At 63.7% G+C, this 22185-nt stretch carries 15 protein-coding genes; 6 read left to right on the top strand and 9 right to left on the bottom strand.

Annotated features, from left to right (window positions below):
* Window positions 1-280 precede the first annotated feature (280 nt).
* The 4 genes from GE027_RS00980 (at window position 281) to GE027_RS00965 (ending at window position 5586) form a co-directional block, all read left to right on the top strand.
* Window positions 281-2497: an FdhF/YdeP family oxidoreductase gene (locus GE027_RS00980; RefSeq protein WP_153555293.1), complete on the top strand. Its 2217-nt coding sequence runs from the start codon at window positions 281-283 to the stop codon at window positions 2495-2497.
* A 77-nt stretch (window positions 2498-2574) separates the two neighbouring features.
* Entirely contained in the window at window positions 2575-3660 is a 1086-nt protein-coding gene (locus tag GE027_RS00975; RefSeq protein ID WP_153555292.1) for a cytochrome c family protein, read from the top strand.
* A 103-nt stretch (window positions 3661-3763) separates the two neighbouring features.
* Complete coding sequence (locus tag GE027_RS23260; protein WP_153555291.1) at window positions 3764-4507, top strand: tributyrin esterase; 744 nt, start codon at window positions 3764-3766, stop codon at window positions 4505-4507.
* A gap of 32 nt (window positions 4508-4539) precedes the next feature.
* A complete protein-coding gene (locus tag GE027_RS00965; protein WP_153555290.1) occupies window positions 4540-5586 on the top strand; it encodes a hypothetical protein in 1047 nt (348 codons plus the stop codon).
* 477 nt (window positions 5587-6063) lie between these two features.
* Here GE027_RS00965 and GE027_RS00960 read toward each other — a convergent pair whose 3' ends face one another.
* From GE027_RS00960 to GE027_RS00950, 3 genes are all read right to left on the bottom strand, one after another.
* Window positions 6064-9978, bottom strand: coding sequence for an AAA family ATPase (locus GE027_RS00960; RefSeq protein ID WP_153555289.1), 3915 nt, complete (start codon window positions 9976-9978; stop codon window positions 6064-6066).
* A 79-nt stretch (window positions 9979-10057) separates the two neighbouring features.
* Window positions 10058-11293 carry a metallophosphoesterase family protein gene (locus tag GE027_RS00955; RefSeq protein WP_153555288.1) on the bottom strand — a complete coding sequence of 412 codons (1236 nt, stop codon included), beginning with the start codon at window positions 11291-11293 and terminating at the stop codon, window positions 10058-10060.
* A gap of 188 nt (window positions 11294-11481) precedes the next feature.
* Window positions 11482-13485, bottom strand: a complete 2004-nt coding sequence (locus GE027_RS00950) for a polysaccharide biosynthesis protein (protein ID WP_153555287.1) — start codon at window positions 13483-13485, stop codon at window positions 11482-11484.
* Window positions 13486-13873: 388 nt separating this feature from the next.
* Here GE027_RS00950 and GE027_RS00945 point away from each other — a divergent pair, with 388 nt between their 5' ends.
* Entirely contained in the window at window positions 13874-15520 is a 1647-nt protein-coding gene (locus GE027_RS00945) for a hypothetical protein (RefSeq protein WP_153555286.1), read from the top strand.
* Between the two features lie 106 nt (window positions 15521-15626).
* Here the strand turns inward: GE027_RS00945 and GE027_RS00940 are convergent, their stop codons facing one another.
* Window positions 15627-17288: a TlpA family protein disulfide reductase gene (locus tag GE027_RS00940; protein ID WP_153555285.1), complete on the bottom strand. Its 1662-nt coding sequence runs from the start codon at window positions 17286-17288 to the stop codon at window positions 15627-15629.
* 117 nt (window positions 17289-17405) lie between these two features.
* Between GE027_RS00940 and GE027_RS00935 the strand changes: the two genes are divergently transcribed.
* Window positions 17406-17849, top strand: coding sequence for a hypothetical protein (locus GE027_RS00935; RefSeq protein ID WP_153555284.1), 444 nt, complete (start codon window positions 17406-17408; stop codon window positions 17847-17849).
* A 35-nt stretch (window positions 17850-17884) separates the two neighbouring features.
* Here the strand turns inward: GE027_RS00935 and GE027_RS00930 are convergent, their stop codons facing one another.
* The 5 genes from GE027_RS00930 to GE027_RS00910 all read right to left on the bottom strand — a co-directional run bounded on the left by GE027_RS00930 (window position 17885) and on the right by GE027_RS00910 (window position 22040).
* On the bottom strand, window positions 17885-18379 hold the full coding sequence (locus GE027_RS00930; RefSeq protein WP_153555283.1) for a hypothetical protein: 495 nt from the start codon (window positions 18377-18379) through the stop codon (window positions 17885-17887).
* A gap of 9 nt (window positions 18380-18388) precedes the next feature.
* Window positions 18389-19633, bottom strand: a complete 1245-nt coding sequence (locus tag GE027_RS00925; protein ID WP_153555282.1) for a VWA domain-containing protein — start codon at window positions 19631-19633, stop codon at window positions 18389-18391.
* Between the two features lie 40 nt (window positions 19634-19673).
* Window positions 19674-20129, bottom strand: a complete 456-nt coding sequence (locus GE027_RS00920) for a TadE/TadG family type IV pilus assembly protein (protein ID WP_153555281.1) — start codon at window positions 20127-20129, stop codon at window positions 19674-19676.
* 48 nt (window positions 20130-20177) lie between these two features.
* A complete protein-coding gene (locus GE027_RS00915) occupies window positions 20178-20612 on the bottom strand; it encodes a TadE family protein (RefSeq protein WP_162006517.1) in 435 nt (144 codons plus the stop codon).
* A 237-nt stretch (window positions 20613-20849) separates the two neighbouring features.
* Window positions 20850-22040 (bottom strand): phosphoglycerate kinase, encoded by a 1191-nt coding sequence (locus tag GE027_RS00910; protein ID WP_153555279.1) that lies wholly within the window; start codon window positions 22038-22040, stop codon window positions 20850-20852.
* Window positions 22041-22185: the final 145 nt, after the last annotated feature.

The following is a 22185-nucleotide window of genomic DNA, read 5'->3' as shown; positions in this document are numbered from 1 at the left end:
GGGCGACAGGAAGTCTGGCACCGGGATTCGTGTCGTCCCTCTGGGACTGGCGCGCGGGTGTGGGGGCGGCACCCCAGGCTCGCGCCTGGGGCTACCACATGTCGCCACTCCGTGGCTTCTACCGCTCCGGGCCCTACCTAGATTCCGCCGGAGTCAGGAAATTGGAACCGCGGATCGTCGGGGACGTCTGCTCCGCGCTTTTGCGGGCGAAATCGGTCACAATAGGGCCGAGAGCATTTAACGAGTCCTGCGTAGCGGACTGCAGAAACGGAGCGGAACGGTGAAAGTAAGCAGTGGCGGTGGATTCCGGGCGATCTGGTACACCTGGAAAAAAGGCCGCGAGGCCGGCGGCGTGTGGAAGCTGTACAAGGCGATGCGGACGCGCAACGCCTGTAAGACCTGCGCCCTCGGCATGGGCGGTCAAAAGGGCGGGATGGTCAACGAACAGGGCTCGTTCCCGGAAGTCTGCAAGAAAAGCTTGCAGGCCATGGTGGCCGACATGCAGCCCGGGATTCCGCCGACGTTCTGGGCTGAAAACAGCATCGAAAAACTGCAAACGCTTTCCCCCCGCGAACTGGAACACTGCGGACGCCTGGTCCAGCCGCTGCTGTACGAGCGCGGCCAAAACCACTACCGCCCGATCACTTGGGAAGACGCTTTCACACGCATCGTCGACAAACTGCAGACGGTGCGGCCGGACGAAACGTTCTGGTACTTCAGCGGTCGCAGCAGCAACGAAGCCGGGTTTCTGCTGCAGTTGATGGCCCGTCTGTACGGCACCAATAACGTCAACAACTGCAGCTACTACTGCCACCAGGCCAGCGGCGTGGGATTGCAGTCGGCGGTCGGCAGCGGTACGGCCACGGTCGTGCTGGAGGATGTCGAACACGCCGACCTGGTTTTTCTGATCGGCGGCAATCCGGCCAGCAACCATCCGCGGTTGATGACCAGTTTGATGAACGTGCGTCGCCGTGGCGGCAAGGTGATCGTGATCAATCCGGTGGTCGAAACCGGGCTGGTCAAGTTCCGCGTGCCCAGCGACCCCCGTTCGCTGCTACTGGGAACCAAGGTGGCCAGCCAGTACGTCCAGCCGCACATCGGTGGCGACCTGGCGCTGCTGTGGGGGATCGCCAAAGCGACGCTGGAAATGGGGGCCGAAGACAGCGAGTTTCTCAAACAACACTGCGCCGGTAGCGACCTCTGGCGCGAAGCGGTCGAAACGCTGTCCTGGCAGGAGATCGAGTCCAAGTCCGGCGTGGCCCGAGCGGAGATCGAAACCATTGCCCAGACGTATGCTCAGGCCAAACACGTGGTGTTTTCCTGGACCATGGGGATCACGCACCACGCCAACGGGGTCGAGAACGTGCAGGCGATCGCGAATCTGGCCATGGCTCGCGGCATGCTCGGCCGGCCGGGCTGTGGGTTGATGCCCATCCGCGGTCACAGCAACGTGCAGGGGATCGGTTCGGTGGGCGTGACGCCCAAATTAAAACAAGCCATCTTCGAGTCGCTCGAGTCGAAATTCGACGTCCGCCTGCCGACGTCCGCCGGACTGGACACGCTGGCGTGTATCGACGCAGCGAAGGCCGGCGAGATCAAAGTCGGCTTTTGTCTGGGCGGAAATCTGTACGGATCCAATCCGGATTCGCAGTACGCCGACGAGGCGCTGTCGAACTTGGAAATGAATGTGATGATGAGTACGACGCTGAATACCGGCCACGCGCACGGACTGGCCGAGGAAACCATCATCCTGCCCGTTTTGGCTCGAGACGAGGAACCGCAGGCGACGACTCAGGAATCCATGTTCAACTTCGTCCGGGTCAGCGACGGAGGACCGAGCCGCGTGCCGGGGCCGCGCAGCGAAGTGGAAGTGATCGCGACGCTGGGCCAGCGACTTGTGGATCGCGACCGCGGGGTGGATTGGGCCGACATGCGAAACACGGCCACCATCCGGCGGTGGATCGGAGCGGTCGTACCCGGATACGAAAAAATCGCCGACCTCGAACAGTCGCGCGAAGAATTTCAAATTGGCGGACGCACTTTTCACCAGCCCCGTTTCGGTACGCCCGACGGTCGCGCCGTGATGCACCGCCACGAGCTGCCGGAATTGAAAGGAACCGCCGAACATCAATTGCGGTTGATGACCGTCCGCAGCGAAGGGCAATTCAATACCGTGGTCTACGAAGAGGAAGACCTGTATCGCAACCAGGATCGGCGCGATGTGATTTTGATGCACCCTGAGGATCTGAAACGTTTCGGTCTCGGGCACGACCAACGCGTCAGCGTCTCCAGCGAGACGGGCCGCATGAGCGGTATTCTGGCGCGCGGCTTTGAATCCATCCGCCCCGGCAATGCGCTGATGTACTATCCGGAATCCAATGTCCTGGTTTCTCGCCGCGTCGATCCGGCCAGTAAAACGCCGGCTTTTAAGAACGTCGTCGTGACGATCGACGCTTATTCCGTGGCCGCTGGCCAATCGTATTCTACAGTTGTTTAGACACACCTCTGCGGCCGGCGTCTGTTTCCACCGGAGGCGTCGCCTTGAACCCATTTTAACGACTGTAACGATCACCGATGAATCGCAATCGCCTTGCTCTGTTTCGAATCTCGTTTCTGTCGATCACTGCTGCGGTGCTCGTCGCGGTTGCGGCAAGCCAGGTCCATAGCGATGCGGCCGAAGCGTCGAAGTCGACCCTCGATACTCGGGTTGCGGCTGCGGTCCGCGCGGCGGAACCCGCGGATCCGCATCGCGTGATGGGCTCGCAGACCTGCGTCAAATGTCACGCTTCGGAGGTCGCCGTTTGGCAGCAGACCCCGCACGCCCAAACATTTGAACAACTGCATCGGCGTCCCGAGGCCCGGCAGATCGCCGCGCGCCTGGGCGTGCAATCGATCAAGTACGACGGGCGCTGCGTGGACTGTCACTACACCCAACAAGCCGATCCCAGCGATCCGCATGAGATCACGGCGATCGCCGGGGTGTCCTGCGAATCCTGCCATGGGCCTGCCCGGGACTGGCTGGACGTGCATCACGATTACGGGGGCGAACATGTGACGCGGCAAAGCGAACCGGCCGCACACCGCGAACAGCGTCTGCGCGAGAGTGTGAGGCTGGGCATGCGAAACCCGGTGAACCTGTATCTGATGGCGCAGAGCTGCTACCGATGTCACACCGTGGGCGATGAAGAGCTGGTGAACGTCGGCGGACACAACACCGGTAGCCTGGACTTCGAAATGGTGTCCTGGTCGCAGGGCATGGTGCGACACAACTTCGTGCGCAGCGATGGCAAGACCAATGCCGCCAGCAGTCGCGAGCGGTTGCGTGTGATGTTCGTCGCCGGGATGATCGCCGATCTGGAAAGCAGTTTGCGAGCCGTGGCGAGCGCGACGGTCAAAGACACCTACGGATTGACGGTTGCCAAACGAGCGGATCGAGCGGCCCGGCGTTTGAAAAGCGCTCAAGCGAAACTGGCGCATCCGCGGTTGGCCGAAGTCCTGGGCGTCTACGACAACGTCCAGCTGAAACTGAACAACAGCGAACCACTGCGAAAGGCTGCCGACCAGATCGCAGCGATCGGGTACGCCTTTGCCGATGAGAGTCAGGGAACGGAACTGGCGGCCATCGATCGTTTCGTGCCTCCTCCGGAAAAATACAAATAGTCACGTCGAAGTCGGTGCGGATCAGCGGTTACAATACCGAGCGTGCCGTTCGTTCCATGGCTTTGAACCGTTCGCCTGTCACCTGCCATCCGCCCGAGTTTTGATGAGCGCCTCGGAATCGACCGAACACCCCGCGATGGTGCTCGAACCCTGGCAGCTGCAGCCGGAACCGCTACGCGCTGCGTTGTCGGAACTGGAGCCCTCCGGCGACCAGGAACCGAAGCGGTGGCCGTTGATTCAGGCGGTCGACGTTGCGGGGCACCATGACGCGTTGATGGGCCTGGATCATGCGGTCCGCGTCGAGGTGGCGGGACCTTTGGGAGATCATGCCTGTGCCTACAACCGCCAAGCCGAGGTGCGGATTCGTGGCCCCGTCGGGTCGGCCGTCGCCGAAGGCATGCGCAGCGGCGCGGTGCGCGTTTACGGCGGCGCCGGACATGGCGCCGGCGTGGCGATCCGCGGCGGAACGCTGGCCGTCTATGGTCATGCCGGCGACCGGTGTGGCGCAGGACTGGCCGGCGGCGAGATCTTTGTCCGCGGCAACGTCGGCACCGCGGCCGGTGTGGGAGCGTTGGGAGGCACGATCGTGATCGGTGGCAACGCGGGACCGGGGCTGGGGGCGGCGATGAGCGGAGCGACGATCTTTGTGCGGGGAACGGTGGCGTCCCTGGCGCCCGATGTCGTGGAGGCTCCGCTGCGCGAACGCGAACGGTTGCGATTGGGGCTGTTACTGATCAACGCCGCGATCCGTGGCGATGCAAAAGATTTTCGGCGGATCATTCCACGGGCGATGTTCCAGCAAGAAACGAATCGGCCTCGCGGCGAAATCGATCCCAGTTGGCGGTGAATGCAGTGACAGACAACGGAGGTGTCGCGCCGGTGAGTGTTTCACCGTTGCTGGACGAGATCGGATTACTGCCCCCGCCCCTGGCGACGCCATGGGAGGATGGGGCCGAGTCGGCTGAGGAAGAAGCCGTGCCCGAGCGATGGGCGGCCGCCCCGCCGTTGTTCTGGTACGACCCGCCCTGGCATTTTGTGCCGGCCCCTACGGCTCGTCAGATCGCTTCCACGGTCGATGCCGTGGGCATTCCGACGGCGGCGTTGGGATGCGAGTTGGGCGAGGAAGACATTGGCGATGTGATGCTAAGGCATTCCATTGCCGCGGTTCGTCCGGACCGTTATGGCCTGGCGATCGGTGATCTGAACGCTGCGGCCGTGGTGGATCTCCGCCTGGCTCGTTCGCGCGACGCTCACGGTCGGTTCGCCTACGGCCGGTCGCAGCTGCAGCGTTGGTTGGCCGAACCGACCGGCGAAGACGAAACCCTGGATCTACCCGACAGCGTTCCCGCCCCGGGCTGGCCGCCCGAACTGACCTCGCTGGGTGAGCTGGCGGGCAAGTTCCGGCAGTACCGGGCTTTCCAACGCCGTGTGCGCTGTGCCGTTTCGATCACGCCCTACCGGATCTTTGACGAGCTGGCCGCGGTGCTGGAAGCCAAACCCGATATCGTCATCCTGCGCATGGATGACAGCGACGAATTCTCCGGCATTCGACTGGCCAGCGTCATCGCCGCAGCGCTGGATGTGATCCGAACGCACCACCGGGCGACTCGGCTGTGGGTCGTGCCGCCGTGCGAGCCGACGCCGGACGACTGCGTCAAAATGCTGGCGTTGGGCGTCGAGGCGGTCGCCGTCGATTGGTGGTGTCAACCGTTGATCAACGCTGCGATCCAGCAGGGGGGAACGCTGACCGATGCGCCGGCTCAGCTTCGCGAGCACGTGCTGGACATCCTGAGCGAGCGGATGGAGCGGATGGTTGGATTGATCCATTCGTGCGGGGCCAGCGGTCCGGCCGAGCTGCGTCCGAGCCATCTGTATTCGCCCAGCACGACCATCGCCCGACGCCTCGGGATCTCCAGCCAGACGTAGTGTCGCCTTTCGCTCCGCCGAAAGTAGCTTAAAAACCCAAGCTACTTTCGCGGAGCGAAAGGCGACACTTGGCTACTTTCGCGGAGCGAAAGGCGACACTTGGCTACTTTCGCGGAGCGAAAGGCGACACTCGGCTACTTTCGCGGAGCGAAAGGCGACACTTGGCTACTTTCGGCGGAGCGAAAGGCGACACTTGGCTACTTTCGCGGAGCGAAAGGCGACACTTGGCTACTTTCGGCGGAGCGAAAGGCGACACTTGGCTACTTTCGCGGAGCGAAAGGCGACACTTGGCTGCTTTCGCGGAGCGAAAGGCGACACTTGGCTGCTTTCGCGGAGCGAAAGGCGACACTTGGCTGCTTTCGCGGAGCGAAAGGCGACACTTGGCTACTTTCGCGGAGCGAAAGGCGACACTTGGCTACTTTCGCGGAGCGAAAGGCGACACTTGGCTGCTTTCGCGGAGCGAAAGGCGACACTCGGCTAGGACTGGTCGTCCCACCAGGCTTCGGGCGACTTCCAGTCGGCTTTCGGCTCGGCGGGTGTTTCGGCTTCCGCTTCGCCTTGGAACCAGAGCTCGCCCGGGGTGGCGGTTTCCGCGTGAGCCAGCACAGGACGCCGAGGTGCCGGCGCCGGCTGTTCGGGTTCGCGTTCGTACCACATCCAGTCGATCGAGGGAACTTCCCGGTCGGCTACCACACGCAGCGGGACCGGCTGAGGATGCCGGACCACCGGTTCCTCGTGAACCACCGGTTCGTTGGCAACGACCGGTTCTTTGGCGACGACCGGTTCTTTGGCGACGACTGGTTCTGGGCGAACGACGGGCGGCTCGACGACGGGCAGGGGCGCTGGACGTACCACTTCCCGCACCACAACCGGTTCGGGTTCGGGCTCGGGTTCGTGCTCGGGCTCGGGAGCTGGCTCCGGTTTGATTTCGGCGACTGGTTCTGGGGCAGGCTCCGGTTCCGGTTCCGGTTCCGGTTCGGCGACCGGTTCCGGTTCCGGTTCCGGTTCCATCTCAGCTTCGGGCTCGGGCTCGGGCTCGTACGAAACTTCTTCTTCGAATTCCTCTTCTTCGACTTCCTCTTCTTCGTAGAGCTCGGGTTCGAGGATGGTTGCGGCGCCGGGAGAGCCTTGTTCCGGTAGCAGACGCACTTCCTCGCCGATCTCGTGGAAGATTTCGGCGATGTGTTCGTGACAGGTGAACATCATCACCTGGTGTCCGAGTTCGGCGAAGGTCTGCAGGGTGCGGGCGGCGTGCAGGGCGCGTTGGCGGTCAAAGTTCACCAACACATCGTCCAGGACCAGCGGCAGCATGACGCCGCGCCGTGCATAGGCGGCGGCCAGCGACAATCGCAAGGCGATGAAGACGGCTTCGCGAGTGCCTCGGCTGAGCACCTCCAGGGGCAACGAATCGCCATCGGCTCCGTCGATGTTCAGACGGTTGGTGCCCAGCGGCGTCCAGATCCGCGTGTACTTGCCGTCGGTCAACTGAGTCAGGAACGTCGATGCTTCTCGCAGCGTCTCGGGTTGCCGTTCGTTCTCGACGGTCCGGCACACGTCCTCCAGCAGGCAACTGGTCATGGCCAGCGTTTGCCAACGTCGCGCGAGGTTTTCGATCTGGCGTTCCACGCAACCCAGTTCCAGTTGGGCGGTTGCCAGGCGATGATCCTCGGCCAACTGTTTCATTTCCTGAGACAATTCTCCCTGCTTGGTCCGCAGTTGGTCGATGCGGCCGTGGGCCTGCGAGATCTGCTGCGTGAGGCGATCCCAGCGGTCTTCCAGATCGGTCTGCTTGGCGCCGTCGAGCTGCTGCAGGACCTGGTCGTAGTCGACCTGGTTGCCGATCATTTTGCGGAACTGTTGCTGCAGTTTTTCCAGCTGGTCGTTCAACTGATCCAAGCGACTCTTTTGCTCGACCAACTGATCGAACTGTTCGGCGGTGGCCACGCCACAGCGGGCCCATAACGATCGCCGATTCTGTTCGCTTCGTTCGATCGATCGCTGCAGGGCCGCCTGTTGCCGCTTGTACTGATGATCCTGTTCGATCAATTCGCGGCGGCGTTTGATCCAGTGCTGTTGGCGAGCCAGTTCTTCATTCAACTGATTCAGCTGGCCCAGCGGATCCTTGCGCAGCGGCGCCGTGGCGGCCGCCGGCGGTGCGTCGTCCGTGTCGTGTGAGGCACGTCCGTTCCGCGCGTCCTTGGGCGCCCGAGCTTGCTCTGGTTCGTCCCCATCGGCCGCTGCGTCGGCCGCGCCGGTCTCGGGGCCGACGGCTTCCAAGTACAGGCCTTCGATGCGTTTGGCCAAGGCCTGCAGTTCACGCTGGCGTTGGGCGCGTTCGCTTTGCAGTTGTTGAACCCGCTGGCGGCTGGCCATCAGCGTTTCGTAACCCTCGCTCAACTTCCGCACGCTCGATGGCGACATCGATTCGCTCAGCCCCAGCTCTTCCAGGGTGCTCTGCCATTTGTTGCGGGCATCCTTCAGGGCGATGGAAGCCGATTCGGCGCGCTGGCGACTGGTCGCGGCGCGTTCGGTCGCGGCCAGATGTTTGTGATACACCGGTAGGGCGGCTTCCAGCTGGGCCAACAGCTCTTCGGCTTCGCGCAGCCGCGTCTCGAGCGTGCCGTTGCCCGGAGGCAGGCTTTGGTGCAGGTCGTTGCGTTCGGTTTCGACTTCGCGAATCTGCAGCCGCAGCGTATCGATCTGACGCTCGCAGTCCTCCAGATCCAACGCCGTACCGCGGTCGCCGCGTTCGCGGATAAAGTAGTACCAACCCAGCGCCAACACGCCGAACAGGATGCACAGCATGCCGGTGTTGTTGGAGGGTTGGGCCACCATGGCCGTAAAATTGAACAGGTGGAACAGGCCGTACAGGAAACTCATCCCGCCCAGCACGAAGGGCAGGAACAGCAGGATCGTCCGCTCCACCGGCAGGGCTTGGTCGGTGGCCAGGTCCAGCGATTCCTTTTCCAGGTCGCGGTAGTGGCGTTTGAGTTTCTCCAGGTGTTCGTCGGTCTGGATGCACTGGCGAATCAAGGCGATCGATTCGCCTTGACGCTTCAGTGCCTGCTGCAGGTCGGAGGCTTGGGCGTGCTGGAGGACGTCGCGGAGGCGGGCTTCCAGCTTTTCGGCTTCCTGTTTGTCGCGCAGCCCTTCGTTGCGAGTTTGCCGCAGGCGGAAGGTTTGTTCTTTGACTTCGCGGGCCGGTCCGGCCAGGGCGGACAGGGTGGCGCGAGAGAGATCCGGAACGGCCGACGATTTGCCGTCGAGCAGGGCTTGGCGTTGGTCTTCTTCCAGCCCCAGTTTCTCCGCATCGGCGGCCAGTTGTTGTTCCGCTTTGTTGATCTGGGTATCCAGCGAGTCGATCTGTTCCTGGATGGCTTCGATCCAGGTGCCCTGTTGGCTGGCCGCTTCGATGCGTCCCTGCAGGTCTGACATCCGGCGGCTGAGCGGCAGCTGGTCGGCCTTGTCGCGCAGATCGCGGCGGCGCTGTTTCAGTTCCGCCAGTTTCGCGGTGCGTTCCTCCAGTTGGGCATCCAACTGGGCGCGTTGCGACGGCGCATCGGAGGGCAGGTCCTGGGCGGTGGCCAGGGCTTGGATCTCGGCTTGCAGGTCGTTTTGCTGGGTCCACAGTTCGTGGACGGTGGTCGCCACTTCGACCGTTTTCGCGTCGCCCTCCCAGCGCTGGACGCGTTCGCCCAGCTGGGAGATTTCCTGTTGCTGGGCGCGGCGCTGGATGGCCAGCTCGCTCCAGCGGCGGCCGTTGCGGGTCAGCGTTTCGATCTCGTCACGCAATTTTTCGCGGCGCCGCATCCAACCGGCCATCCGGCCCAATTCTTCGTCGTCGGCGACCGTGGGCCCGATTAATTTTTGTCGGCCGGTCTTCAGGGTGCGAATGCAATCGACCAACGAGACGCGGTCCAGCCCCGAGGACAACTTGTAGAGTTCATCGGCGGCCGCCGTATCGTCCAGCGTGCTCAGCTCCTGCAATTCGCGCAGGCCGATGGCGAACACATTCTTGAAGATCGATTCATCGATCTGGCCCAATAGGCTGCCCAGGCGATGCTGGCCCTGGCTCAGACCGTCGGCACCGGTAACCGACAACTGGCCGATACTGTCGGGGTCGGTTAATTGGGCGCGGCGACGGATCTCGTAACCGCCGCCGGGACCGGTCACGCGGAGGGCTCCGCCGGGTTGGCCGCCGTGGATGGGCGGCAGGTAACGGCTGCGACGCTCGGGCGTAAAGCCGTACAGCATCGCGCGCACGAACTGCATCAGCGTGGTCTTGCCGGCTTCGTTGGGGCCGTAGAACAGCGTCATGCCTTCGGGCAGTGAGTCGACCGAAAGCCCGGTCCACACGCCAAAGCCATCAATTTGAATGTCTCGAATTTTCACCGGGGGATCCTCCCGTGCCGGTGGGTGGTTGCAGTCCGTTCGCTACATCGTGCAGCGAAACAGCAAGTCGGAATCACGATCAACTGAGGTTTACCTTTCCGCCCCGAAGCATTTCGACGCCCAACAGAGCGGCTTCATCCAGCAGTTCGCGGCGGGCGGCTGCCGTGGGTTCGGCCAGCAGGGTTTCCATGCTGGCGGTCAATTGGTGGTGCTCTTCGGTCATCGGTTTCAAGTTCAGTTCCGCCGCGTCGCTCTTGCGATGCTGGTCGGAGACCCGCAGGAAATCGCCCAGGATCGTGTCTTCTTCGTGCCAGCTGGTGGGATACTTGGCGGGCGGGCGAACGCGGAGGCCCACGGTCCAGGCGGCCGGTTTGCCGTGCCCGTGTTCCTGACGCAGCCATTTCAGCAGCTGGGCCGGATCGCCCACCGCTTGCAGGGCTTCGCCACCGGCCAGCGAGAGATCCCAACCGATCAACAGGTGGCGGTCGCCGTGTTCGTGCTGCAGCCGTGCCAGCCGCCCGCTCAGCACGCTGCGCAGATCGCTCGCACCGGCCAATTCGCTCGCGTCCAGTTTGACGTTGCAGTAGCGAAAGCTGTCGCAGTCGTGGTGATACACGCGGCCGTTACCATCGCTGTCGACATCGACCAAGGCGTAGCCATGGGCGCCGGGTTCACGCAGGCTGCGACCTTGAGGGCTGCCACAGTAGACCGCCCCGACCGCGGCGGCTTGGTCCAGTTCCTCGCGTTGGTGTCGACCGCCCAGAGCCCAGTAATCGAAACGGCCTTCGGCCAGGGCGTCGGGCATCGCGCCACCCACCGCTACGGCGACCGTAAACTCGTCGCTGGGGTCTACGCGATAGGACGGCACGTGGATGTTCGAGCGGCCCTCGCTGCTGCGGCCGACCACCGTGCAAATGGTCTGACCGCTGCGCACGACGGGAACCGCTTCGGTGCGGTCGCGGGGAAAGAGGGTGACGTTCTCGGGCAAGGCGATCGCTTCGGGCCATTTCTGCGGATCGTCCACTTCGCCGGCCGCCCAAAACACCGGAATCTGCTGTTCGTCCAGCTTCTCGAACTGCTCGACCAACAACGCGATGCCGCGCGGTCCGGCCAGGGTTGGGTGCAGCAGGTCGCCGGCGAGCACGACGAAGTCGACGTTTTCCAACAATGCCGCTTCGAATACCGATTCCGCGGCCCGCCAGGGGGCTTCGGCGAGGGCTTCTTGAAGATGCGATGGCAGTTCATCCAGATCACCCAGGGGGCGTTCCAAATGAAAATCGCTCGCGTGCAGAAACCGAAATGATTCGCCTGTCATCGTTCCCTCCTTGGAAGTACGTGGCGAAAATCGGCGGTCAAGGCGCGATCCTGCTGGCCATCGCCGACTACGACACGCCCGGCAGTCTAACGCAAGGCGATCGCTCATACCAAGAGGTTTTTTGCACGTTCCTCCGGAAAAGGCTCAAGTCGACCCGTTCAGGCCGCGGCGATCGCCGCGGCCTCGACTCAGGCGGCTCGCTGGCCCGCCGCGACGGGCTGCCGGGCCGCCGCGGCTGGCTGCCGGGCCGCTGCGGCGGTTTCGCCCAGCAGCTCGGGGCGATAGCTCGGCACGACCTGCTGCAGACGTTTGCGAACCGCAAGGCCGTCGCCTTCGGCCAGCTCCAGCAGTTCGCCCACATGCTGCAGGATTTGCAGACGCGGCATGGTCATGCTGTCGGCGACCAGGATTTTGGGATAGGGGGTCGGCCGCCGCGTTTCCTCTTCGGCATACAGTTCCTCGTACAGTTTCTCGCCCGGTCGCAAGCCACTGATCTCCAGCTCGATATCGACGCCCAGCTCCAGGCCGGAAAGGCGGACCATGTCGGCGGCCAGGTCCATGATTCGCACCGGTTCGCCCATGTCCAGGACGAAGATTTCGCCGCCGCCTCCGACACAGCCGGCTTGGATAACCAACCCGCTGGCCTCGGGGATGGTCATGAAGAAACGCGTCATGTCCGGATGCGTGATCGTCAGCGGTCCGCCGGCGGCAATCTGACGACGAAACACCGGGATCACGCTGCCGGCCGACCCGAGCACGTTGCCGAAGCGGACGGTGACAAAACGGCATCCGGCGGACGACGCATTCGCTTCGCCGGCAAAGCGATTCGCATCCAATGACTGGGCATAGAGTTCGGCGACGCGTTTGCAGCATCCCATCACGCTGGTCGGGTTCACCGCCTTGTCGGTGCTGACCATCACGAAGGTTTCCACGTCGTACAGGCGAGCCAGGTCGGCCAGGTTGCGGGTGGCCCCGATGATGTTCTTGATCGCTTCGCCGGGATGTTTTTCCATCAGCGGCACGTGCTTGTAGGCAGCCGCGTGAAAGACCAGCTCCGGCCGGTACTGCTCGAACAAGGCTTCCATGCGTTGGCGATCGGTCGCGTCGGCGACGATGATTTCGATCGTTCCCTCGGCGTCGGCGGCCGCCAATTCGCGTTCCAGAAAGAACTGGCCCGTCTCGCTGCGGTCCATCAACAACAGCCGGGCGGGCTGTAGTCGCAGCAGTTGCCGCGACAGTTCGCTGCCGATCGAGCCACAGCTGCCGGTCACCAGGACGGTTTTGCCGCGGACCCAGTGGCGGACGTCGGTATCGTCCAGCGACACGCTCTCGCGGCCCAGCAGGTCTTCGATCGCCACACTGCGCGGCGTGAAATCGACTTTGCCTTCCACGATGCGGTTGACCGCCGGCACGACCTGGACGCGGATGTCCGCTTGGCCGCACTGCTGGACGATCTGACGAACCTGGGCCCCGGACAGTTCGCCCGAAACCAACAGCACGGTCGTCGCGCCGGCTTGCCGAGCCGCGTTGGCGGTGTTCTCGACCAAGCCCAACACGGGCACGCCGGCCACCTCGCGATGCAACATCCGGCGGCGATCGGTAACCAGTCCGACCGGACGGTAATGGGAGGGGGTTCCGCTGCACAGCGAGCGCAGAAAGACTTCGCTGCAGGTCGCATTGCCGGCGACCAGGACGGCTTCGGCGGGGGCTGCCGGTTCGCGGGGGGATTGTTCGTGGCGAAAACGACGCCGTTCGCGCCGCTCGCGAAGCCACCGCCGCAGCGTCGGATAGCCGCCCAGCATGATCAGGGTCAAGCAGGCATCGATCAAGATCACGCCGCGTGGCAGACGCACGCTGGGCGAGACGAAGAAATTCGCCGCGGCGACCATGGCCGTCGCCAGAACCACCACGCCGCCCAGGCGGATACCGTCTTGGAGGGTAAAGTAGGCGTGCCAGCATCGGGCCAGCCGGGCAAAATAAAAGACCGCGGTTTTGACGGCCAACACCAACGGGATCATCATTGCCAGACGCTCTCCGGCGCCGGCCGGAAGCCGGCCGTCGTAGCGCAACCAGAATGCGGCCAGCAGCGATACGGCGAGTGTCGGCAACAGCCAGGCCAAGGTGCGAACGCGGCGAGTGACCGTGGGCCAGAAGCAGCAAGCAAGCGGAGGGGCGGGAAGCTGTGGAGCCATAGCAGGGCCAGCGAGTCTGGGAACGATGCCAATGTGGTGGGTGGGTAGCTTCTAGCACACAGCGGCGCTTGTCCCCAAGGCTAATTTTGGCAGAATGTCCTTGACGGGGGTTCTTCCCCCCACGGTTCGGGTTTCGCCGGTTCCGACGCGGGGATATAACCTAGGGTTATAGGCCCGACGTCTGGTCTTGTCGCTGCGTGGTCGTAGCCGTTACAGCCGATCCTGCCGTCCAATCGATCGCGTCGCATCCGCCAATACAAGCCAGAATAAAGACACTGGCCAGACCAACACCACCGAACATTTATTGCAATAGCCCGGCCGGCCGCAGCGAACTACTTCCCTGCGGCTTCGACCGGCTTCTGATTAGAAAGCGTAAGCACAGAACATTATGAACATGTCCGATCACTGGAAATCCCTCACCCGCCTGCTCGGGGCACCCGACGCCGCAGAGCCACCGAAAAAAGCAAAGTCCACGTCGGCCAAGCCCGCTGCGAAAGAAGAGAAATCGCCGCCCCAGGACGATGCTGAGGCCGCCGCGGAGGAAGAACACACCTTGGCCCCGCCCGAGCCGCTGGAAAGCCGCTCCAAACCCGAACCGCACGTCCTGGACGAACTGCAGCAGGTGCCCGATCGGCAATCCCTGCCCGGTTTCGGTGACGACGCCGACGTGCCGGCCGATAACTCCTGGGACGCTCTGGTTCAGGATCTGGGGATCGCGGCCGATGCCGAAGCCCCCGATGCCGAAGCCCCCGCGGCCGACAACGATCGCTCGGAAAAATCGGCTGCGGCTCCCGCGAAAAAGGACCAATCCGCCAGCGGTTCCCGGCGGTCGGGACGGCCCAAGAAGGACAAACCCTCCGAGGGTCGCGCCAAGAAACCCCGCCGCGGCCGCAGCAGCGGCTTCGGCGGCGAGTTGCTGGATGACTTGGACGATTCGGAAACCATCGCCGACGACAACCTGCAAGAACCGGTCGACAGCGAAAACGTCGATGCGGCCATGGATGAATTGGAAAGCGATGCTTCGTCCGTCGCCGAGAAAGCGGAGCCGAAGGCAAAGGCGGAGGACGCCGGCGATCGTTCGGCTGCCGAGCTGGAAGACGACGATTTGTTCAGCGGGTTCTCGGGACATCGCAAGCGTCGCGGCAGCGATCCGCCGCAGGAAACCGAAACCGCCGAAGCCTCCCCGCGACGGCGAGGCAGCCAAGGACGTCGCGAATCAGGCAAAGACGATGCCGGTCCGGAGAACTCGTCCAGTCGCGTTTCGGCCCGCCGCGGCAGCGAACAGGACGACTCGAACGACGAACCGGCGGCGGAGCGGAGCGGGCGGCGGCGACGAGGGGCCGGAAGTGAAAGTGAAGATGAGGGCGGCCGCGGCGGACGACCGCGGCGCCGCGGTCGGCGTGGCCAGCGGCAGCGGATGGGCGCGTCGGATCTGGGAGATTTGGACGAGGACGCATCGCCGGTGGATCTGGAGGACGACGCCCTGCCGGCGAACCTGTTCGCCGATGACGATGCAGACGACCAACAGGACGACGCCGGAGTTCGCACGAGCCAACGCCGTGACTCGGACGACGATGACGAAGTGCCTCGTCGCCGACGTCGCCGACGCCGGGGCCGAGGTGGCCGCGGCGACCGTGGTCGCGACGACGTCTCGGCCGATAATGGTCGAGACGACGACGATCGCGACCGCAACGGACGTGACGAGCCTCGCGCCGAACGCAGCCGGCCGGCTATCGACGCCGTCTTTGATGACGACCACGAAGACGCCGAAGAGGTCACCGAGATGCGCCGCGGTCGACGACGACGCTCGCGGCGTTCACGCGGCGACGAAAGGAACGAATCGCGCAGCGAGCGGAGCTCGGCAGCGGCGGGTCGCGCCTCCGACGACGACGAGGAACCCTTCGTGCCGACCCGTCGTCAACGCGACGTGACGACCTGGGAGGAAGCCGTGGGGATTCTCATCTCCAGCAATATGTCCAGTCGCAAGAACGACTCGCGAGGTCGCGGTCGCGGTCGTGGCAGACGCCGCGACTAAACGGTCCGATCGCGACCGTGATCCAATACCCCGGTCCCGCGCCGTCGCCAGCCGACGGCGCGAGCGGGCTGTCGATGTCGTGAGCCGTTTAGGCGATAGCCTCGGTTCACTGCGCCAGCAGTTTCTCGGTCGCCTGTTCGATGCCCACGGCGGTGAGGAAGATCCGCCGCACGATTCCCGCTTGATCGATCAAGACGACGAACGGAAAGGACGTGACGCCGGTTTGAATGGCTAGCGGGTTTTCGGTCCCCTGCTGCAACGGATCGGGGCTGCGGAGACTGGGCCAATCCAGACGGAACTGGCGTTCGAACTGGGCCAGGGATTGCGCTTCCAAATCGACATTAACCCCCAGAATCGCGACCTGGTTGGGGTGTTGGTCGCGGATGGATTCGAGCAGCCGAAAGACGGAGATCGATTCGGGATGCTCGGCCGCCCAGAACGGCATCAAGACGACTTGGCCGCGAAGGCTGCTGTAATCAAACGGAGCCCCCGTGGTATCGGGTAGGTCCACCTCCAGCGGTTCGCCGATGATCTCCTGTCGCGCCCGGTAGGTCGCCAGCACGGCCTGTTGTTCGTAGCGGAGGTCCGCGTCTTGGACGTCGGCAAACCCGTCGCGGATCACTTCGTAGGTGGCCTCGGCAAAGTCTTTCATACCGCTGACCTCGAAGTGCAGAGCGGCTTCGGACAGGTACCGCAGGGCGCCCAGATCCGCGGCGTCGCGAACCAGGTTCTGCGCCTCGCTCTGCCATTCGCTCGGCGTCACCGCGCGGTCCTGCTCGAGGTCGCGGCGCAGCGCGTCCAGCACGTCGTAGCGTTGGGCATTGGCCAGGTCCGCAGCCATGGCCTGGAGATTGGGGTCGGAGTGGGAGGCAAACGCGGTGACCATCGCTTCACGCACCTCGCGGGCCGCGGCCGAGTAGCCGTACTGGTGTAGGACGCTGCGGGCCTGAGCCATGCTCAGCAGGGCGGGCATGCCCAGGGCGTCGGGGGTGCCGGCCAATTCGCCAACCAGATCCACGATCGGCTGCGGGTCGTTGCTGACCTGCAAACGTTCGATCGCGAAACCCAACAACACCAATCGGCTTTCGGCGGCCAAGGTCGCGTCGGCGCTATCGGCCAGGGTCCGTGCGTACTGCTGCAGCGGGCCGGCCCATTTTGCATCGCCCAGCGCCAGCAGATGCGACAGCGCCTGCAGCTTGCCGCGTTTGCGCTGCATGACCGTCTCCGGGGGCAAGTCGTGCAGCTTCGCCAAACGGTTAGCCGCTTCCAGTTTTAATGTCGCCAGGCGTTTGGTTTCGGCCAGGATGGCATCCCGCGTGTCGAACTGAGTCTGTTGGGTTGCCACCCGCTGCATCTGGCGGTCGATCTGTCCGAGGGCGTCGAGCAACTGGTCGGCCGAGGCATCGGCCGGCAATTGAAACGTGTCGGCCGTCCTCTGGCGGATCGAGGGCGGATCAGCCGCCGGGGCGGGAACCGACTCAGGCCCGGAACCAGCCGAGCCGGAACCAGCCGAGCCGGAACCGGCCGGTGCGGGAGACTGGTTCGCGGCCAGCAACCGGTCGTCCTGGTCGGGGGGCTGCGCCGCGGTGCCGGCTCGGCCGGTTTCCGGCGACGACTCCAGCGACGGTGCGGACGTATCGGCGGCCTGCGGATCGGCATCGGAGGCGGGCTGGCAACCGGCCAACAGCGACCCGGCCACCAGGACCAGAACCGCAGCGGCGTAAGAACGGACGGGGGCGGCAGTGCAGCCGAAGACCTGTCGCGGCATCGGGCATCCTTCCAGCGATGAAGAGCTTGGGTGATAATACCAGGACGGCTCGGCCCTAGGATTGACCCGTCAATATATCTTGTTTATCCCGTTTTGTCCGTATTCGACGAGTGCATTATGCGACCCGGCCTTCAGCTTTCCTCGCGAGCGTTAACGCTTTCGCTGATGGGCGCCTGCTTTTTGACCCTGGGGATTCTGTTGGTCTACACGGTGTTCTACGGCCGCGGCCACGACAAACCGCTGCCGGTGGAAGTCTCGCTGGAAAGCCGCCTGGTGGACGCTCAGGGCGGGCGAGGCAAAGTGATGACCGACGTGGTGGTGGTCCGCAACCTGACCCAGTCGGATCTGCCGCGGGTGACCCTGGATCTGAACGGCCAGTACTTTCTGTATCAGGACGCCCCGCTGAAACCCGCCGAGGATTTGGTGGTTCCGCTGTCGATCTTCAAGACCAAGAGCAATCAGAGTTTTGTTCCGGGCCGTTATCCGGTGACCGAAGTGAACGTCACGGCCCAGTTGCCCAGCGGTGCGCGCGGCGTCGCCGAAGTCCGTTTCGAACCCTGACGACGCGGGCCCGCCACGGGAAAACCGCTGGCGACCTATCGCCCCGGTTCTTCCTGCAGGTATTGGTCCAGTTGGTTTCGCATGTGCCACTGCACCGAACCCTCGGGAAACTCTTGAACGTCTTTCAGGTATTCACGCATCTGGTCGACTTGGCGTTGCCAGCGGTCGCGGGGCGCATCGGGGGCGGAGGCCGGCGGCGGAGTGTAACGGCGCTGGCGGGCGGCGCGGATCTGCGCATCGCGAGCCAGCGCGGCGGCCTGGTACTGTTGATCGTCCAGTTGGTCGGCGTGATGCACAAACCGCAGGGCCAACTCGTGGGATTGGGCGGCCGAAAGCGGCTGTGGGGCGACCGCGACCGGGGCTTCTTCGGCAGGCCGAACCAGCGTCTGTTCGGCACCGCGCCAGGAGCCCACGATGGACAGGATCGTCAGGGCCAGCAGGCCCAGCTTGATCCGTTTGCGGCGCGAAAATGCGCTCGGTTCCTCGTGGGGGTCGGCAAGCGGTGAGGTTGCGGTGGGCAGATCGTGCACGGCTTTTTTCTACTGAGTCAGAATGGTGGGAAGGTTGTTGGCGACTTCGCGGAAGGTGTCGATCAGCTGCAGTCCGTCGTCGGCGTGATAGTGTGCGCCACCGCCGATCCGGGCCACGTTCTGCATCCGCTCTGTGTCGGCACCGTCGGTGAAGGTCACCGTGTGGATGGTGACCTGGCTGGAGCTGGCGATCGAAGTGGCCACGTTGACCGGATCGATGCCGCGGTTATGCATCCCGTCGGTCATCACGACCATCGTTTTGGCGGCGTAGGGTCGGGCGTACAGTTCGTTCATGACAGCCGACTGGCCCTGCTGCATCCCCATCCCGATCGCTGTGCTGCCGTTGGGCCCGAGCGTCGCTAGCTCGGCCATCACGGCGTCGTAGTCGGAGGTCAGATGAAGATCCAGCGAGCCCGAACTGGCATAGCTGGCCAGGGCCACGCGTTCGGTTTGCGGGGTGCCGTCGAGCACTTCCAGAAACGCGGCGACGGCCGAGACCAGGTTGTCCCAGGGCATCGGCGGTGCCTCGCCCAGTTCGTAGTGTTCTTCCCAGGCCCAGTCCTGGTACTCGTATTGGTCGACGCCCGGGGCATAGTAGTAATTTCCTTTTCGTACGCGCAGCTTGCCGGCCGCGACCCCGGCCACCAACGTCGACGTGTACCAGGGCGATTTGCCTCGCGGCCAATCGTATTCTTTCCACGACATCGACCCGCTGCGGTCCAAGACCAGCACGATGTCGCGGTCCACCTGCATCGCCACGGCGCTTTGCTGAGGCTGGAAGATCGCTTCGCTGACAAAACCCGACATGATCATGTTGACCGGCCCGCTCTGCGAACCGACCACCCGCCGGCCCGCCACACGCACGGCGTTGGCCGTTTCACCAGCGACCACGTCGGCGATGCTGACCGGTGTGAAGCCAAACTTCGACGGCGAATTGACCATCGGCGTGGCCATGCCGAATTCGATGTCGCCGTTGGCCGCGGTCGACAGCCGCAGCGGCGAACCGGCCACGGAATTCTGGGCCGCGGTGATGCGGGCCGCTTCCTTCGCCATATCCACATCCTGATACTCGCTCAAACCACGGCCGCCGGCGCGAGCGGCTGCGTCGGTGGCCACCATCAATTCGGTTCGCGTCAATTGCATGTAGGCGCTGTTGATCGTGAACACGGCCAGGATCGCCAGCACCGGCAACAAAAAGGCCAACAGGACGAGCACCGAGCCGCGACGGCGACGAGAGTGGCGAGGAGCATTCATGAGATCAGACCTGGGGTGCGAGAAGACGATCGAGAAGCGGTCAATCGTTGGGGTTGTAGAAACCGTCGTAGCGTTCGGTTTTCATGGTCGCGATCGCTTCCAGTTCTTTGTTGCCGGTAAACAGCGGGAGGAACAAGGCGTTATCGTCGATGGGAATCGTGACGCGGACGCGGACGTTGCGAGTTTCGTCGGTCAGCGGTTCGCCGCCGTTGACCACGACCTCCGCATTCTGAGTGCTCAAGATGCCCAGCACGCGATTGGCTTCGGCCCTGGCGTCCTCGGCCGTACCGCCGGGGATCATCGCCGTGCGAGCGGCAAAGTAGGCGGCGTCCTGGACCAGATTGCGCATCATGTTCATCCGCGTGAATTCGATGCACACAAACACGATCAGGATCATCACGTTGGCGACCAAGGCGAACTCCACCACGGCGGCGCCCCGCCGCCGGCGATGTCGTCGTCGACGCCTAGGGGGCGGTAGGAAGCTGGGAATTTGCATGGACAAGTGCTCGACAAAGCGGGGGTGATGCTGCGTTAGACGTGCGACCTACTGACCGGCGTTGGAATACTCTTTGCGCATCGTGACCTGCGCTTGAAGCTGTTTGTTGTTGAAGAACTGCGTCGCGGAAACCAGATTTCCCGCGGCCGGTGCACGCACCGTGACCGTAACGTGCTCCATCGTTTCGGCCCCTTCAAAACCGGGGGCGGAGATCGAAACGACATCCCCGGCGTCGTAGACGATGTTGCGTTCGTCCAACAACTGCAGGACGCGGGTTCGGACCAACGCGTTGGTGCCGCCCTTGGGCGCTCCCACGCGGGCCCCTTCGTAGGCGGCGACGGTCAGCGATTCACGCAGGAACATGGCGCTGCAGATATCGATCGTGGCCACGCAGATAGCGATCACGATCGGAAGGCAAATCGCCAGTTCGGCCGCGGCAACGCCTTGGCGGCGAGCAGAGTTTCGGCGTCGGGGGGCATACATTTGCGTCGGTTCCAAGTTCCAATGAAGACTACTCATTGGGAAACCTAGCTCAGCTTTGCCACCGGGGCGGCGGCGCCGATCGCAATTCGGCGAGAAAAGAGGTTTGCCGGCGCCTCGGACGGGGTAGCCGCGTACAGGTCGTAGCGATGTTGCGGAAGAATCGGCCCGCTCGCGGCCAGCCCTCTCTCACTGCCGGTGGTGCCGGCAGCTCAACAGTCCGTCGGTTCTCTGGCCAGCTCAGTCCTGGTCGTCCAGGATGTCGACGGCGGCGAAACGTTGGCCTTCCAACATCGCCAGGCTCGCTCCGCCGCCCGTGCTGACGTGGCTGACCTGGTCGGCAAAGCCCAGTTGGTCCACGGCCGCCGCGCTGTCGCCGCCGCCGATGATGCTGGTCGCATCGCTGTCGGCGACCGCTTGGGCGACGCGCTTGGTGCCTTCATCAAAGGGCGACATTTCAAACACGCCCATCGGACCGTTCCAAACCACGGTCTTGGCCGAGGCGATGATGTCGGCGTACTGCTGGGCCGTCTTGGGACCGATGTCCAAACCTTCCCAGCCATCGGGGATCTTGCCGGCGTCGACCACCTGCTTGTTGCAGTCGCTGCTGAAGTCGTCGCCACAGTGGGTGTCGACCGGCAACCGCAGTTTGTCGCCGCCGCCGCTGATCAGGGTTTCGGCCAAGCCCACGTAGTCCTTTTCGACCAGGCTCTTTCCGACCGAACCGCCTTTGGCCAGGGCGAACGTGTAGGCCATCGCGCCGCCGATCAAGACGTAGTCGCAGATGTTCAGCAGGTTCTCGATCACCTTGATCTTGTCGCTGACCTTGGCGCCGCCCAGGATCGCGACGAAGGGCCGCTGGGGATTCTCGATCGCTCCGGACAGGTACTCGATCTCTTTGCCGACCAGATGACCGACGACTTTGGGTTTGTCGCCCATCGCCTTGGGAACGGCGAACATCGAGGCGTCTTTGCGGTGACAGGTGCCGAAGGCGTCGTTGCAGTAGATGTCGGCCAGGGCTGCGAGTTTCTCGGCGAACGACTCATCGCCGGCTTTCTCGCCCGCGTTGAAACGCAGGTTTTCCAGCACCGCCACCTGGCCGTCGCTCAGTCCGCCAGCCTTCTCCTGGGCTTCCTGGCCAACGGTGTCGCTGGCGAAGGCGACGTCCTGCTCGAGCAATTCGCCCAAACGCTTGGCGACCGGGGCCAGACTGTATTTGCTGTCGCCCGCATCGCCCTTGGGACGCCCGAGGTGGCTGATCAATACCAGCTTGCCGCCACGCGAGATCACCGACTGGATACTCGGCAGAGCCATCCGGATGCGGCGGTCGTCGGTGATCTGGCCGCCATCGTCCAAGGGAACGTTAAAGTCCACTCGCATCAAAACGGTCTTGCCGGCTACGTCCACCTGATCGATTGTTTTTTTGGCCATCTCAGCGTGCTTGATTGGAAGAAGAAAACGAAAGCATTGTCCGGGAGCAAATCTTGGAGGCCATTATCGAAATGCACCAGGCATTGCCTACCCCCGGTTCCTAGGCCCTCGGTTGCCGCCAAAGCGTCCCCTGATGACGGAAAAC

It is taken from the genome of Roseimaritima sediminicola (assembly GCF_009618275.1).
GTDB classification, from domain to species: Bacteria; Planctomycetota; Planctomycetia; order Pirellulales; family Pirellulaceae; genus Roseimaritima; species Roseimaritima sediminicola.
Note: the sequence above shows the minus strand (reverse complement) of the source record. Positions and strands in the feature narration are given on the sequence as shown.